General features: G+C 61.4%; 14 protein-coding genes. 7 read left to right on the plus strand and 7 right to left on the minus strand.

What is annotated here, in order from left to right; translation table 11 throughout:
• Positions 1–59: 59 nt before the first annotated feature.
• The 6 genes from RVAN_RS17910 to RVAN_RS17935 all read right to left on the minus strand — a co-directional run bounded on the left by RVAN_RS17910 (position 60) and on the right by RVAN_RS17935 (position 5,505).
• A complete protein-coding gene (locus RVAN_RS17910) occupies positions 60–962 on the minus strand; it encodes an ABC transporter permease (RefSeq protein WP_013421104.1) in 903 nt (300 codons plus the stop codon).
• Positions 955–1,791: an ABC transporter ATP-binding protein gene (locus RVAN_RS17915; RefSeq protein WP_013421105.1), complete on the minus strand. Its 837-nt coding sequence runs from the start codon at positions 1,789–1,791 to the stop codon at positions 955–957. The genes RVAN_RS17910 and RVAN_RS17915 overlap by 8 nt, the downstream gene beginning before the upstream one ends.
• A gap of 300 nt (positions 1,792–2,091) precedes the next feature.
• Complete coding sequence (locus RVAN_RS17920; RefSeq protein WP_013421106.1) at positions 2,092–3,033, minus strand: hydroxyacid dehydrogenase; 942 nt, start codon at positions 3,031–3,033, stop codon at positions 2,092–2,094.
• 86 nt (positions 3,034–3,119) lie between these two features.
• On the minus strand, positions 3,120–4,385 hold the full coding sequence (locus RVAN_RS17925) for a UxaA family hydrolase (RefSeq protein ID WP_013421107.1): 1,266 nt from the start codon (positions 4,383–4,385) through the stop codon (positions 3,120–3,122).
• A 10-nt stretch (positions 4,386–4,395) separates the two neighbouring features.
• Positions 4,396–4,713: a UxaA family hydrolase gene (locus RVAN_RS17930; RefSeq protein ID WP_013421108.1), complete on the minus strand. Its 318-nt coding sequence runs from the start codon at positions 4,711–4,713 to the stop codon at positions 4,396–4,398.
• 537 nt (positions 4,714–5,250) lie between these two features.
• On the minus strand, positions 5,251–5,505 hold the full coding sequence (locus tag RVAN_RS17935; RefSeq protein WP_245258011.1) for a Crp/Fnr family transcriptional regulator: 255 nt from the start codon (positions 5,503–5,505) through the stop codon (positions 5,251–5,253).
• 99 nt (positions 5,506–5,604) lie between these two features.
• Between RVAN_RS17935 and RVAN_RS17940 the strand changes: the two genes are divergently transcribed.
• From RVAN_RS17940 to RVAN_RS17955, 4 genes are all read left to right on the plus strand, one after another.
• The gene (locus RVAN_RS17940) at positions 5,605–6,948 is read left to right on the plus strand and encodes a PLP-dependent transferase (RefSeq protein WP_245258012.1); all 1,344 of its coding nucleotides are present in this window, start codon (positions 5,605–5,607) and stop codon (positions 6,946–6,948) included.
• 324 nt (positions 6,949–7,272) lie between these two features.
• A complete protein-coding gene (locus RVAN_RS17945) occupies positions 7,273–8,541 on the plus strand; it encodes an O-acetylhomoserine aminocarboxypropyltransferase/cysteine synthase family protein (protein WP_013421111.1) in 1,269 nt (422 codons plus the stop codon).
• Between the two features lie 20 nt (positions 8,542–8,561).
• Entirely contained in the window at positions 8,562–9,557 is a 996-nt protein-coding gene (locus RVAN_RS17950; RefSeq protein WP_013421112.1) for a hypothetical protein, read from the plus strand.
• A 4-nt stretch (positions 9,558–9,561) separates the two neighbouring features.
• The gene (locus RVAN_RS17955; RefSeq protein WP_013421113.1) at positions 9,562–10,218 is read left to right on the plus strand and encodes a dimethylsulfonioproprionate lyase family protein; all 657 of its coding nucleotides are present in this window, start codon (positions 9,562–9,564) and stop codon (positions 10,216–10,218) included.
• A 331-nt stretch (positions 10,219–10,549) separates the two neighbouring features.
• Here the strand turns inward: RVAN_RS17955 and RVAN_RS17960 are convergent, their stop codons facing one another.
• A complete protein-coding gene (locus RVAN_RS17960; RefSeq protein WP_013421114.1) occupies positions 10,550–11,677 on the minus strand; it encodes an ABC transporter substrate-binding protein in 1,128 nt (375 codons plus the stop codon).
• Positions 11,678–12,231: 554 nt separating this feature from the next.
• Between RVAN_RS17960 and RVAN_RS17965 the strand changes: the two genes are divergently transcribed.
• Genes RVAN_RS17965 through RVAN_RS17975 form a run of 3 tightly spaced genes read left to right on the plus strand, consistent with a single transcriptional unit; the run spans position 12,232 to position 14,753 of the window.
• Entirely contained in the window at positions 12,232–13,254 is a 1,023-nt protein-coding gene (locus tag RVAN_RS17965) for an ABC transporter permease (protein WP_013421115.1), read from the plus strand.
• Positions 13,248–14,045, plus strand: a complete 798-nt coding sequence (locus RVAN_RS17970) for an ABC transporter ATP-binding protein (RefSeq protein WP_013421116.1) — start codon at positions 13,248–13,250, stop codon at positions 14,043–14,045. The genes RVAN_RS17965 and RVAN_RS17970 overlap by 7 nt, the downstream gene beginning before the upstream one ends.
• 6 nt (positions 14,046–14,051) lie before the next feature.
• Positions 14,052–14,753, plus strand: coding sequence for a DUF1847 domain-containing protein (locus tag RVAN_RS17975; protein ID WP_013421117.1), 702 nt, complete (start codon positions 14,052–14,054; stop codon positions 14,751–14,753).
• The last annotated feature ends 158 nt before the right edge of the window (positions 14,754–14,911 follow it).

A 14,911-nucleotide genomic window follows, 5' to 3' on the forward strand; every position in this document is an offset into this window, starting at 1 on the left:
GAATGTTCCCACTCCCCTGCTCCCAGCCGAGCGAGAGGCACTATCCAAAAAGCGCCGCCTTACGCGTCGCGCCTCAACGAGATTTCAGACTGCATGCCCCAGCGTCGCACGGTCCTTTCCTCCAGCGCGCGGAAGATCAGCCCTTCAACCGCAAGCCCGATCAGGATCACGGTGAACAGCCCGGCGAATACGTTCGCGATCTCAAGCTGGTTCTTGTTCTCGAAGATGAACCAGCCGAGCCCGCCGCTTCCCGAACTGACTCCGAACACGAGTTCGGCAGCGATCAGCGTCCGCCATGCGAAGGCCCAGCCCACCTTGAGGCCTGTGATGAGGCTCGGTAGCGCTGCGGGAATGAGGATTTGCCGAACAGTCGAGAGAAGGCCCAGGCCGTAATTTTTGCCGACCATCCGCAGCGTCGGCGATACGGACTTGAAGCCCGAATTTGCGTTCAGCGCGACCGGCCAAAGCACCGAATGGACGAGGACGAAGACGATGCTCTGCGTACCCAGCCCGAACCAGATCAGCGCCAGCGGTAGCAGCGCGATCGCGGGCAGCGGGTTGAACATGGCGGTGAGCGTTTCGAGAAGATCCTCGCCGATGCGCGTGACGAGCGCGAGTACAGTAATGCAAGCCGCGATCAGAATGCCGATGCCATATCCCGTGAGAAGTACCTTCAGCGAGACCCACACGCGCCGCGGCAGTGTCCCATTGGCAGTCTCGTTGAAGAAGGCTGTAAGTGTCTGAAAGAACGTCGGGAAAAGTAGGTCGTTATTGAGGTGGCGAGCATAAAGCTCCCAAACGACAGCCAGCGCGATCAGGATGATCGTTTTGCGAAACGCGCCGTTGCCCCAAACAAGCGCGGCGAAAGGAATCGGTTTTTCAATCGGACCAATCGTTCCGGCGGGTTGCGTTTCGAAGAATACGTCTTGCCGTCGCACGGCATCAGCCAAAGTCTCAGGCATGAGCGGCTACGGCGGTAGCGGTGTCCGAGAAGAGGATGTCGTGAATCATGGCCTGAAGTCCTGCATCCAGGAAGCTGCCGTCACGTGTGCCGATCTCCGCCTTGACCTGCCCTGGCAGCGCCGAAAGAAGAAGAATGCGATTACCGATTTTGATGGCTTCGCTAATGGAATGGGTCACGAACAAAAGCGTGACGCGCGTATCCTCCCAGAGCCGCAAGAGTTCATCTTGCATTCGATCACGTGTTAGCGCGTCGAGAGCAGCGAACGGCTCGTCCATCAACAGAACATCCGGCTCCATCGCCATGCCGCGCGCGATGGCAACGCGCTGCTTCATGCCACCCGAAAGGGTATGCGGATAGGCGTCTGCGAATTCCTGAAGCCGGATCTTCTCTATGTAGTGTTCGGTGCGTTCGTGTGCTTCCGCGCGGGAAAACTTCCCGGTTGCACGCATTGGAAAGAGGATGTTTTCGCGAACCGTTTTCCAGGGTGCCAGTTGATCAAACTCTTGGAAAACCATCATCCGATCGGGGCCTGGCCTTGTGATCCTCTTGCCATTGAGCAAGATTTGACCTTCGGCGGGGCGGATAAAGCCGCCGACCGCCTTCAACAAGGTCGATTTCCCGCAGCCAGACGGCCCGAGAAGAATATAGCGATCAGACTTGAAGACCTGAAAATCGACGCGGTAAGTCGCCGTGACGAGGCTATCGCGGGTTTTATACTGAAGAGTGACCCCTTTGAGAGAGAGAAGCGGTGCCCCTTCGGCGTGACGCCGGACATCGCTCACTGGGTCCCCAACCGAGTCGGGTCCGCTTGGTCTTGCAAAAAACATCGCTTGGTTCGCTCGGTTGAAACGTCGCTTGACTATTCTTTTATGCGTCGACGAGTGTCAAACAAGCGGGCCAGCACACCTTGCCCCGTTCAGTCTCGCACGAAAAACATTGTGCTACTGAGGCAGCCCGGAGAGTTAAGGCGTTGCTCCGCGCCCAGTTGCGAGGCGACATCCTTCTCTTTAGCAAGCTCTGCGAAAATCTTCCGTGCGCCTATCAAGGAGTGGGTAATAGCGGGGGAACGGCCTCAGCGCCGCAGCGCCAAAGGCTGCCAGCTCCTCGATGGTCAGAACGGGGGTGTTTCAGGTGCCGAACAGATGGCGGCGCACATTTGCGACGGTAATTTCCGACACGCGGCGGTTCGCTTCCGCCGTTAGCCCCGCGATATGCGGTGTGAGAATGAGATTCGGGACGCCCTCGAAGCGGCTGGCATAGCCTTGCGGGAACGGTTCCGCCTCGAACACATCCAGCGCCGCACCACCGATGCGGCCTTCTACAAGCGCGCGGGCGAGGGCCTGCTCATTGGCCACGCCTCCGCGCGCCGTATTGATAAGGATCGCGTGCGGCTTCATAAGGCCGAGGGCGCGCTCATTAATGAGGCCGCGCGTGGCGTCAGTCAGCGGCACGTGAAGGGAGACGATGTCGGAAGTTTCCAGCAGCGCGTCGAGGTCGAGACGCTCCACGCGGCCGAAATCCTGCGCCCAGACCGGGTCATCGTTCGCGATGAAAGGATCGTGTGCGGCGACCGTCATGCCGAGGGCGGCCGACCGTCGCGCCACCTGCCGCGCGATGGCGCCGAAGCCGACAAGGCCGAAGCGCTTGCCGAAAATCTCGCCGCCATCCATCAGCGCCTGACGGGGCCAGCGGCCTTGCGCCAGCTCCGCGCTTGCGCCGAACGCACCGCGCGTGAGCAGCAGCGCCGACGCGATGACGTATTCCGCGACGGAAATATCATTCGCGCCGGTCGCCGGATAGACGGCGATGCCGCGCGCCTTGCATGCGGCGGTGTCGATGTTGTCGAGGCCGACGCCAAGGCGGCCCACGCATCTGAGCCGTGGCGCTGCATCGAGCAGGGCACCCGTCACCTGCGTGCGGTTGCGTACGATGAGCGCCTCCGCATCGGCGGATTCGGCGAGAAGCGCGTCTGGCTTGTCGACCAAGTCGGGATCGTAGACGACCAGCGCATCCGGTAGCCCGTTGCAGAGGACGTCCTCCTCCATAAATTCGGTTACGACAATTTTCACCGATCTGCCTCCTGCCCCACTTCGGATGCATCAGGGTCGCGAAAAAGCCGGGGCGCACGCCCCCGGCTTTTGGTTCGATCCGCGCCTTAAGCGCTCCGATAAAGCTTTGTGATGACAAATTCGCGGTGACCAAGCGCTTCCGCCGCCGTGAGACGCCCGTTGGCAGTGCGCACGATCATGTCGATGAGCGAGTCGCCCGCCTGACTGATGGTAATCTCGCGGCGCAGAACGCCTGACACGTCCACGTCGATATGCTCACCCATGGTGCGGATCGTGCGCGGGTTCCCCGAGATCTTTACCACTGGCAGGATCGGGTTGCCGATGACATTACCCTGACCGGTCGGGAAGGTGTGGACCACATAGCCCGCCGCCGCCATCAGCGTCACGCATTCGGCAGCCGCCGAGGACGAATCCATAAAGTACAGGCCGGGGCCTTTCGCAGGCGCTTCGGCGGGTTCCAGCGCGTCCAGGAACTTGGAATTGTGGCCGATCTTTTCGAGGTTGCCGAGCGCCTTCTCCTCGATAGTCGTGAGGCCGCCCGCGATATTCCCCTTGGTCGGCTGGCTGTCGGACAGGTCGTTCGTCTTGTGAGCCTCGATCACGTCCTCCTGATACGCCTTCCACATGGCATACCACTTTTCGGCAATCTCGGGCGTCGCTGCGCGCTCGCGTGCCAGGTGCTCCGCGCCGGTGATCTCGGTCGTTTCGCCGAACACGCCGTAGATGCCGAGCGGGATCAGCTTGTCGTACATATTGCCGACGGCGGGGCAGGAGGAGAGGCCGGTGGTCGTGTCGGACTCGCCGCACTTCGTCGAAACCCAAAGCTCGGAGATTGGGGCTTCTTCGCGCGGAAGTTCGGTCGCCCATTGAACGAACTTCTTCGCAGCGTAGCTCGCCTTGGCGACGGTCGCGATGTCGCCGTGGCCCTCGATGCCGAAGCCGACGACTGGCTTGCCCGTCTTCGCGATGCCCTCGACGACGCGGTTCGTCCACTGGTCCTCGATGCCGATGACGACGACGGCGGCCACGTTTGGGTTCGAGCCGGTGCCGATCAGCGTGCGGAAGAAGAGTTCGAGGTCTTCGCCGAACTGGAGGCGGCCATAGGCGTGGGGCAGGGCGAGCGTGCCCTTGACCTGCGCCGCGACAGCTTCAGATGCCGCGTTGGAGAGGTCGTCCAGCGGCAGGATGACAACGTGATTGCGCACGCCGATGCGGCCATTTTCGCGCCGCCAGCCGGTGAAGGTGGCCTTCGCGTAATCCTGTGAAGCCCGCTTCGCCGGAAGCGCGGGCGTATAAAACTGATCCGGTGCGCCGCCCACGAACGGGCTTTCCTTGCCTTGCACTATGCTCATCGTGGCGTCCTTACCAGCGCTTGGTCTTGAGATTGTGGATGTGGACATGCTCGCCCTTGGCGACATCCTTCACGATGCGGCCCACGTCCTGGCCGTATTTGATAGCGGTGTCGCCTGCCTTCAGATCCTTCAGCGCAACCTTATGGCCGATTGGAATGTCTTGCTTCACCTGGACATCGAACGGCGCGTCGGTTTCGGTGATGACGCCGAATGCGGTTGTGCCCGCGCTCAGCCCCTCGATCACCACAACGGCCACGTTGTCAGCCGAATTATGTGCGAGGACATGCGGAATGCGTTCCTCCTTATCCCGGCCTGCGGATTGCGGCATTAGCACCTCCATACTTTACAATCCCAATGGATAAAATCGATTTGAACAGATGCGTCAACGTCTGTCCCGAAGGTCCAGCGAGATTTGTCCATGCGCTATGGATATTCAGGCGGTCTTGCTCCCGCATCGATCCCGCGTAAAGCGGCATTATACCGACTGACAGCGTGAAGCGTTGCACACGCTCGCCTTCATGCGCTGGACGCCTACGTCGCGGCGCTCGACCTGCTGATGGAGGAAGGGGGCCGATAGGAATTGCGCAACATGGGCCAGATAATCGTCGAAGCTCCAACGCGGCCATGCGCGGTCGATGGCATCCTGTCGGACATCTCATGCGCGATCTCTCGCGCCCGCCGCGTCATCTCCTCGCGAAGCCTTTTCAGATTGTCGAGCCGACCTTCTTGGCTTACAACATTCTAAATCGCCGCTCACATTTTCGAAATATTGAAATTTTATGGCCCTGCATACGCCATTTCTAGGAATTTGTCCTATTTTGAGCCAGGGGTGGGGTTTTCGCTTAGCTGGAGGATCTCGCAAAACTCAGCGCGAGCATCGCAAGCGCGCCTCGTCGAGGATCACGATCCGGTCCGGGGCAACCTCGATCAGCCCCTTCTCGCGAAACCGTTCGAGCGTCGCGGAAATCCACTGGCGGGTCGCACCGACCAGTCGGGCGAGTTCGTCCTGCGTCAGCGTGCGGTTTATGATTATGCGGTCGCCGATGCGCTGGCCGCCCATCTCGGCCATCAGCAGCAGCAATTGCGCGAGACGTTCGGCGGCGGAACGCGTACCAAGCATTTGAATGAGGCTTGAGAAACACTTGCCCTTGAGCGCCATCGCCTCGACGAGCGCGACGGCGAGGCGCGGCCGCTGCGCGTCATTCCCCGCGCTGTGATCGTGACGGTGCTCTCCGTCGGTCTCTTCTTCGTCTTCACAGGCTACGTGCTCGTCGCCGCCTTTCAGGGCGCCGCAACCGGTCTCGACAAAGTGGACGCGCCGCTTTCCGTTCTCGCGACGAGCGTCGGCCTGGAACCGCTCGGCCTTCTGATCGCGGCGGGCGTTGCGGCAAGCTTCTTCGCGTCGGCGCTCGGCAGCATCAACGCGGGTGCGCGCATCATCTACTCGCTGTCGCGGCATGGCATCATCTTCGGCCGCGCCGGCGATGCGCATGAAACGCACGCGACGCCGCATGTGGCCGTGGCCATTTCCGCCGCCATCGCCGCGCTGCTCGCCCTGCCGCTCCACGAGATCGTCGCGGCGAAGACCCTTTACGGCGGCTCGTTCAACCTGTTCCAGAACACGCTGCCGAAGCACGGCGTCAGGACGACGCTCGTCGATCCTGCCGACACCGACAATTTCGAGCGCGCCATCAATGAGCGGACCCGCGCGCTCTTCGTCGAAACCATCGGCAACCCCGACATCAACATCATCGACTTCGAAGCCGTGGCGCGCATCGCCGAGCGCCATGGCATCCCGCTCATCGTCGATAACACCTTCGCCACGCCCTACCTGTTCCGCCCGTTCGACTACGGCGCGAATATCTCGGTGCATTCGGCAACGAAGTTCATCGGCGGCCACGGCACGAGCATCGGCGGGCTCATCGTCGACGGCGGCAATTTCAACTGGGCGAACGGCAAGTTCCCCGACTTCACGACGCCCGACCCGGCCTATAGCGGCTTCGTCCATTGGGACAAGTGGGGCAACTATCCGGGCGTGGGCAACATCGCCTACATCATCAAGGCGCGACTGCATTACCTGCGCGACCTCGGCGCGAGCCTGAGCCCGTTCAACGCATTCCTCTTCTTGCAGGGACTTGAGACGCTGTCCTTCCGGCTCGAACGCCAGATCGCGAATGCGCAGGCCATCGCCGAATGGCTTGAGGCAAACCCGGAAGTGGAGTGGGTGAACTATCCTGGCCTTGCGAGCAGCCCCCATCACGAGCTTGCGCGGAAATATCTGCCGAAGGGGCCGGGGTCCATTCTGACTTTCGGCGTGAAGGGTGGCTTCGAGCGCGCAAAGAAGCTCATCGAAAGCGTGAAGCTCTTCTCCTTCCTCGCCAATGTGGGGGACTCGAAATCGCTGATCGTGCATCCGGCGACCGTCACGCACGGCCAACTCACCGAAGCGGAACAACTGCTCGCGGGCGTGAAGCCGAACCAGATCCGACTGTCCGTCGGCACGGAGGACGTGGACGACCTCATCTGGGATCTCGAGCAGGCTCTCGCTGCCTCGCAGAGATAATCTTGCTACATCGGATAGGTCGCTCAAGATGGGCGACAAGATCGTCCATCCTGAAAAAAGATCCCTGTCTCAGCGCTACACCGAAAGTTGCTGTCAGCTGCCGGACAAGATTTCGGCAATTCCATGCTTGATTATGACTAATTAGTAGAATAACATTATGAAAATGGACTTATTAATCCGCTGTAAGGCAATATTGTCCTATTCCATTTGCTGGCGAAGGTGTATGCAGGCGGCGAACTTGAGCGAGGTGCGATCCGGGAATCGGCTTGAAACGTGCCGGTAGGAGTTTGAGCGCTCGCGAAGACCTTCGGGAAACGAAATATCATGAGCAATTACGGCAAGGGCACGCTCTGTATTCAGGCGGGGTATACGCCGAAGGTGGGCGAGCCTCGCATCACACCCATTGTGCAGAGCACGACCTACAAATACGACGACATCGCGCAGGTGAACCGCGTGATGACGCTTCAGGAGTTCGGCTACAAATACAGCCGCACGGGGAATCCGACCGTGACCGCCTTCGAGGAGAAGGTGCGCATTCTTGAAGGCGGAGCCGCCGCCGTCGCCACGGCCTCGGGCCAGGCCGCAAATGTGCTCGCGCTGACAAATATCCTTAAGGAAGGCGATCACGCGGTCTCCGCCACGACGCTCTACGGCGGCTCGTTCTCGCTCTTCAACAACACGCTGAAAAAATACGGCATCGAGACTTCGTTCTTCGAGACTGAGCAGCCCGAGGAGGAAATCGCGGCGCTTTTCCGCCCGAACACGAAGGTGCTTTTCGGCGAGACCATTGGCAATCCCGGTCTCAACATCCTCGATTTCGACAAACTCTCCCGCCTCGCGCGCCGCTTCGACGTGCCCTTCATCGTCGACAACACGCTCGCCACGCCCGTGCTCTGCAACCCGTTCCTTCACGGCGCGAACATCGTCACGCACTCCGCGAGCAAATATATCGACGGGCACGCGACGAGCATCGGCGGCATCGTCATCGACGGCGGCAATTACGACTGGAACAATGGCAAGTTCCCCGACATCACCGAACCGGACCCGACCTATTACGGCGCGCGGTATACAGAGAAGTTCCCGAAAGCGCCGTATCTCGCCAAGGCGCGCGCGCAATTCCTGCGAGACTTCGGCGCTTGCCTCAGCCCGCAGAACGCATTCCTGTTCACGCTCGGGCTTGAGACGCTGCACCTTCGGATGCGCGCGCACCGCGAGAACGCGCTGGCCCTCGCGACATTCCTCACCGATCATCCGCGGGTGACGTTCGTCGGCTATCCGGGCCTCGACGCGCTCGGCCGCGAACGCATTGCGAAATACTTCCTGAAGGACGCGGGCAGCGGCGTGCTGACCTTCGGCCTGTCCGGTGGCATCGAAGCTATCGACCTTTTCGTCAAGAAGCTGAAGGTCGCGGCGCTCGTCGTGCATGTCGGCGATGCGCGCACCTCCGTGCTGCATCCGGCGTCGAGCACGCATGCGCAGCTCACCGAGGAGCAGCAACGCGCGTCCGGCATCACGCCCGACATGATCCGCGTGTCCGTCGGCATCGAGGACACGAAAGATATCGTTGAGGATTTTGAACAGGCGCTCCAGTAGCGGCCGCAGTGGAGACATCCATGCCCCTGACATCCGCGACCGGCGTGCGCGACGGTCACCCGACTATCGAGGTCGACGCCGCGCGCTATCTCGGCCTTGCGAGCAAGCCCGAACATGTCGCCAGCCGGCTTGCCATCACCTACACCGACCGCAGTTTCGTGCCGCTGCCCGACGAACTTGCCGCCGACTGGGTTGCAACCGTTGCAGTGCCAGCGTTCAAACTGATCCGTCAGCGCCAGGGCGTGCAGCAGGCGTTCGCGTCCATCGGCACGGGCGTGGGCCTCGACGCGCTCGCCGCAATCGAAACGCTGGGAGCGACGCGGATCGGCATCACCGATGTGCATGAGGAAGTGGTATCGACGGCCGTGACCAACATCACCCGCAACCTGCGCGATCCGTTCGGCATCGCGCTCGATGCGGGTGCAGGCGACCTGCTATCACCGCTCCACCCCGTCGCGCTGCGCTACGATCTCATCTACGAGAACCTGCCGAACATCCAGATCGACGACGCGGAGCGAATCGCTGCCGAGCGCACGAGTTCCGGCCATTTCTCGCCGCGCACGGAACCGGTGCCGGACATCCTGCAAATGAACTTCCTCGCGCTGCACTATCTGGCCTTGCAGCAAGCGCCGCACTTCCTGAAGCCAGGCGGCGCGGTGCTGTCGATGCTCGGCGGGCGCGTGCCGTTGTCGCTGTTTCAAGAGATTGCGACGCTCGCCGGGCTCAAGTCCGAAATCTATACCTACGGCTGGAAAATTCAGGCGATGCCTGAGGAAATCATTCGGGGCCATGCGGAGCGGCAGCGCGACGGGTATGGGCCGTTCCATTTTTATCTTGCTGCGCGGCTCGCCGATGCGTTCGACGGCGTTGATCTGGAAAGTTCTGGCGCGCGGGCGCTGGAGATCGAAGACAGCATCGCGTCCGATCGGCTCGCCCCGTCAGAAGCTTACGAGGCATGGAAGCGCGGCGAGGTAATCGGCCACACCTTCGCGGCGCTGCGCTCTTGGGTCGGCTGACGCGATGACCGACGCAACTGTCACAGCCGAGACGCTGAACCGCGTCCTCGCCGCCATAAAACTGTTGCGCTCTCATTACGCGCGGCTCCGTGAAATGGAGGCGGCCGACGTTGCGCGCGAACTTTCGGCCGTTCTCGCGCTTCTCGATAAGGTCAATTTCGCCAAGCCCGACCTCACCCATCTCGCGCCAAGCGGCCACGGCGTCACGCGCTATTTGTCGGGCAACCTTCCCTCGCGGAACGGCGCGGTGACGGACCTTATGGCCGCGTTTCAACCGCTGTTGCCAGCCCTTCCGTGGCGCTACAGCTACGAGCCGCGCCCCGACGCTCCCGGCCTCGAAAACAGCATGGCGTGGGCGGAACTCATCGGCCCCATCGCGCCGTTCCGAAGCGAAAAGGTGTGCCTGGGCATCACCGCTATCGGCCCGCGCGTCCGCTATCCGGAGCATCGCCACCCGGCCATCGAAACCTATTATGTGCTGAGCGGCACGGCGCGCTGGACGGCGGAGGGCATTACACACGAGCGCTCGCCGGGCTCGTTCATTCTTCATCCGTCGAACATCGTGCATGTGATGGAGACGGGCGACGAGCCGCTCATTGCCGCCTACACTTGGACGGGCGACGTGGAGACGCTTTCGAGCTTTACCAGTTCGGCAGCCTGACCGTTGCCGTGTTGGCTACGACAACATTAAACAACAAATGCTTGGGCGCTTCGAGCGCTCGAAGGCGCGCTGCGCCTCGTATCACGGTGCAGTCGCCGCTTCGGTGGAGCGATTCGCAACATCGAGCGGCAACGAACCGAGCGCGTCGACCCTTACGAGATCGTGCGCCGCTCATCGCCAGAAACCAATTCGGCAACGACCGAGGGCGGCGCTTCGCTCTTGATCAGCCTGCGTCAGGTCGAACGCGATGTGACGCACAGTAGCTGATCGACAACGGAAATTTACAGCATCGTGCCGCGTCTGATTTGGTGGCACGATGCTGTATGCGCGCTCAGCTCAGCACGTCGGCATAGATGCGCTCGACATATTTGCCGATGTCGGTTGAAGGCTTCAGTACGTTGACGAGCCTCAGTTCCTCAGCATAAAGCATAAGCTCATTCTTGAGGTCGGCACCGTTCGGGTGATGGCCGTGCGTGTGATATTTCGCCAGCGTCGTCACGTCTTCGACCGTGACCTTGCCAGCCGTGTACGGCACATACGTCGCGGCGGCCTCTTCCGGATTATGGTGCGCATAGTTTGCGCCTTCCACAAGCGCACGCACGATCGCGGAAGCTGTGGATTTGTCTTCGCGCAACGTGGTGCCGCGCACGCCGATGAGGCAGCACACGCGGTTCGCATATTCGTCGGTGAGGTTCGACGAGATTTCCACGAACTGACCGTCCTTCAGCCAGAGATACGGCATCGGGTCGTTTTCGGCCAGGGCATGCGCCTCGCCTTTCTCGACGGCGGTGCGCAGGAGCGGCAGTGGGAAGGGGCGGAAGTCGACATCCTTCTCTGGATCGAGCCCGGCTTTCTTGAGCCGCACCGAGAAGAAGTTTTTCGACGGCGAGTTCATGTCGCTCACAGCAACCGTCTTGCCCTTCAGGTCTTCGAGCTTCTTGATGTCGCTCGTCGCGGGCACGAGGAGGCGCAAGCATCCGCCATGGGTGCTGCCCACGATCTTCACGTCAAAGCCGCCTTCGAGCGGCTTCAGCCAGCGAAGCGCCATGCCGACGGCGGCATCGGCCTTGCCGGTGGCGATGGTTTCCAGAAGCTGATCGGTCGAGCCTGAAAAGTTGACGAGTTCCACGTCGAGCCCGTGCTTCGCGAAGATGCCCTTCTCTTTCGTCGTCGTGATCCCGACGAGGCAGGCCGCCCCCGCATTCCAGGCGAGGCTCACCTTCTTCAGCGGCCCGGTGGCGGCCACGCTGTCCGCAACACGGCACACGGCCGAGTCTGGCAGGCCGGTCGGAAATGCCGGAATGGGACCGGCAACGCTGCCTCGCGCCGAGAGCACAAACGGGGCTGCGAGGGCGACAGCGCCCGCGCCTGTCAGGATCGCGCGGCGGCTGATGGCTTGCTGCTTGTCAGCCGGTGCCTTTTCAACCGCGTCTTCCGCATCCGATGTGTCATGCGTCATGAGAAGTCCCTCGCAATTCCCGCGCCCAGAACGCGCCCCGTAGGTGGTCGAATTTCGGTCACCATCCTGACGATGCCTATCGTTTTGGTCAATTTGAAACGAAAAGGGTGCCTCTCAAACCGGGACATCGGGGGCGTTATTAAAAGCAAATATCGCCAATTCCAGCCGGAGCAGCGACTTTTCTTACTAACGCATGAAGCTGAGGCGCAATGCGATCCCATCCCATTTGCGAGTTCGACAGGTTTTTGGCTATTTCGCTGACGCGATGGCGGCACCGCCCGATGGGGCATGAGCATCATCCGAGCCGAGTCCATATTTCCTGACAGGACAGCGCAAAACTCATCGCGTCCGGCACTTGCGTAGAAAAAAATTCCATCTTGCTCTCGCAAGAGAACAATCATCCTCGTTATGCTCACTGTAGGCGCCGGAAACGAAAAATATCAGTTGATGAGCTGGTCGCGCCGCCCTTAAAATTGCCTCGTTCGCGCGGCCCGCCGCTGCGAACCGCGATGTGTTTGCGGCGATTGTTGCGCCTGCCGCTTCTCGGGAGTTCCATGACCCTAATCACGACAACACTGGATGGCCAGGGAAGCGAAGCCTCAAACCTTTCCCGGTCGAATCAGGCGATCAAGATACCAGCGGTGCTCCTTGCGTTAGCGGCGAGCGCCTCGTGGCTCGCGACGGCGGCTGTCACCTATTACATGCCTGACGTGATCGATTTCGGCCGCGTGCCCGAATTCGCGGCACTCAGCATTCTCATTGGCGCCGCGCTGATCGCAGGCGTTGTCACGGGCATCTGGCAGCCCGCGCTTGGCGCGAAGGTGCGCCGCCTGCTGCCGTGGTCGCTGGCGCTCGGCATTTTCACGCTGATCTGGCAGTTGCTCGCGGGCAAGCTCGGCGTGCTGCCCCAACCTTTCTTTCCTCCGCCGCACGGCCTTCTGGAAGTCTTCACCGACGATTACCCGAAACTCATCGAAGGCGTGCTCGCCTCTCTCAGGCTTGAGTTCCTGGGCTTCGCATTTGGCGCGATCATCGGCTTCTGGGTGGGCGTCGCGCTCGGCTGGTCGAGAACCTTCGGCTACTGGGTGCATCCGATCATGCGGTTCATAGGCCCGGTGCCGTCCATCGCGTGGCTTCCCATCGCCTTTTTCGCCTTCCCGTCGAGCTTCAGCGCCAGCATCTTCCTCATAGCGCTGACGACCGGGTTTCCGGTGGCCGTGCTGACATGGTCCGGCGTGGCGAGCGTGAACCCCGCCTATTATGACGTGGCGCGAACGCTCGGCGCGAACGAACGCTTCCTCATCTTCAAGGTGGCGATCCCGGCCGCGCTGCCGCATGTGTTCGTCGGGTTGTTCATGGGGCTTGGCGCGTCCTTCGCCGTGCTCGTCACCGCCGAAATGATGGGCGTGAAGGCGGGCCTCGGCTTCTATCTTCAATGGGCGCAGGGCTGGGCGGCCTACGCGAACATGTATGCGGCGCTGATCGTGATGGCGCTGATGTGCACGGGCCTTGTTTCCTTGCTTTTCAAGATCCGCGACCGGGTGCTCTCCTATCAGAAAGGCGATGTGAAATGGTAGGCGCAACAGCCTATGCGCACGAGCCGGTCGCCGCTGCCACGCGGCCGCTCGACGTCCATGGCGTCAGCCATGCCTACACGCTCGAAGGCAATCCGCTGCCCGTGCTGGACAATGTCGGCTTCCGCGTCCAGCCGGGTGGGTTCGTGGCTCTGCTCGGGCCGTCCGGTTGCGGAAAATCAACGTTGCTGCGGCTCGTCGCGGGCCTCGAACAGCCGGTGCGCGGCGAAATCCGCGTGGATGACAAGGCGATTACCGGGCCGGACCCCTCACGCGTCGTGGTCTTTCAGGATCCCACGCTCTTCCCGTGGCGTAGCGTGTACGACAACGTGGCGCTCGGCCTCGAAGCACAGGGGCTCTTGAAGACGCGACGCCACCGCGTGGATGAAGCGCTGGCGCTCGTGGGCCTGACGCCGTTCAAGAAGGCCTATCCGCATCAGCTTTCGGGCGGCATGGCGCAGCGCGTGGCGCTGGCTCGCGCGCTCGTCAACGACCCGGAGTTCCTCATCCTCGACGAGCCGCTTGGCAAGCTCGACTCGCTCACTCGGATCTCGATGCAGGGCGAAATCGTGCGGCTCTGGCAGCAGAAGGGTTTCACGGCGCTCCTTGTCACGCATGACGTGGAAGAAGCGCTTGTGATGGCGACGCGCATCATCGTATTCAGCGACCGCCCTGCCACCGTCAAGGCGGACATTCCTGTAGATCGCGATTATCCTCGCCACCGCGACGATCCCGACCTTGTCGAGCTTCGCCGCAAAATCCTCGGCCTTCTCGGCCTCGAAGCGACCTGGTAAGCGGCAATGACATACAAAGATCCAACATGCGCGCTGTGCCCATCCACGGTTCAGGCCTGCAAACAGGGCGAGGCGGAGGCGCGCGGGCCGGGCTTCTGCCCGAGCAAGGTCGATCCCGCGACCATCGCCGACGGCTGGTCCTCCTATGACGATGCGGAGACGTTGAAGATCGCGCAAGTTTCGGCGCGCGTCGAGGCAGAGGGTTACTGCAAGTGGACGCGCGTCGAGGAAATCGTCGAGTTCTCGAAGCGCATGGGTTTCAAGAAGCTCGGCATTGCGAATTGCATCGGACTGATAGAACAGGCCAATGTGCTGTCACGCATCCTCGAAAGCCACGGCTTCGAGGTGGTTTCGGTTTCGTGCAAGGCCGGGAACATCCCGAAGGAAGACATCGGCCTGAAGGATGGCGAGAAAATCAAGCCCGGCGCCTTCGAGCCGATGTGCAATCCCGTCACGCAGGCCGAGATGCTGAACCGGCACGGCAGCGAGTTCAATATCGTGCTCGGGCTATGCCTCGGACATGACAGCCTGTTCTTCAAATATGCGAACGGGCTTTCAACGGTGCTCGTCGCGAAGGATCGCGTGCTCGGCCATAACCCGATCGCCGCGCTTCAACTGGTCGATACGTATTACAGCCGCGTCTGGGGGCCGCTGAAACCTGAGACCAAGGCGAAGAAGAAGCCGGCCAAGATTCGCGAGCGCGCCTGACGCGCCCAGCCAAGCGTCCTCCTCCAGCCGATAGGGACGCGTTCGCGAAATCGAAGCTGCCCGCCCGCTGCACACGTGCGTGATGTGATGGCGATACGCTCGATTGCAGCTCACATTGACGCTCTTCCAAATATGCACATCCAACCGGCAAAAACGTA

The sequence above is a fragment of the Rhodomicrobium vannielii ATCC 17100 genome (genome assembly GCF_000166055.1).
GTDB lineage: Bacteria > Pseudomonadota > Alphaproteobacteria > Rhizobiales > Rhodomicrobiaceae > Rhodomicrobium > Rhodomicrobium vannielii.

Coding starts and splice junctions, on each gene's coding strand:
- RVAN_RS17910 (WP_013421104.1), bottom strand. CDS start 962: ATGCCTGAGACTTTGGCTGATGCCGTGCGACGGCAAGACGTATTCTTC.
- RVAN_RS17915 (WP_013421105.1), bottom strand. CDS start 1,791: ATGTTTTTTGCAAGACCAAGCGGACCCGACTCGGTTGGGGACCCAGTG.
- RVAN_RS17925 (WP_013421107.1), bottom strand. CDS start 4,385: ATGAGCATAGTGCAAGGCAAGGAAAGCCCGTTCGTGGGCGGCGCACCG.
- RVAN_RS17930 (WP_013421108.1), bottom strand. CDS start 4,713: ATGCCGCAATCCGCAGGCCGGGATAAGGAGGAACGCATTCCGCATGTC.
- RVAN_RS17935 (WP_245258011.1), bottom strand. CDS start 5,505: ATGCTTGGTACGCGTTCCGCCGCCGAACGTCTCGCGCAATTGCTGCTG.
- RVAN_RS17945 (WP_013421111.1), top strand. CDS start 7,273: ATGAGCAATTACGGCAAGGGCACGCTCTGTATTCAGGCGGGGTATACG.
- RVAN_RS17950 (WP_013421112.1), top strand. CDS start 8,562: ATGCCCCTGACATCCGCGACCGGCGTGCGCGACGGTCACCCGACTATC.
- RVAN_RS17955 (WP_013421113.1), top strand. CDS start 9,562: ATGACCGACGCAACTGTCACAGCCGAGACGCTGAACCGCGTCCTCGCC.
- RVAN_RS17960 (WP_013421114.1), bottom strand. CDS start 11,677: ATGACGCATGACACATCGGATGCGGAAGACGCGGTTGAAAAGGCACCG.
- RVAN_RS17965 (WP_013421115.1), top strand. CDS start 12,232: ATGACCCTAATCACGACAACACTGGATGGCCAGGGAAGCGAAGCCTCA.
- RVAN_RS17970 (WP_013421116.1), top strand. CDS start 13,248: ATGGTAGGCGCAACAGCCTATGCGCACGAGCCGGTCGCCGCTGCCACG.
- RVAN_RS17975 (WP_013421117.1), top strand. CDS start 14,052: ATGACATACAAAGATCCAACATGCGCGCTGTGCCCATCCACGGTTCAG.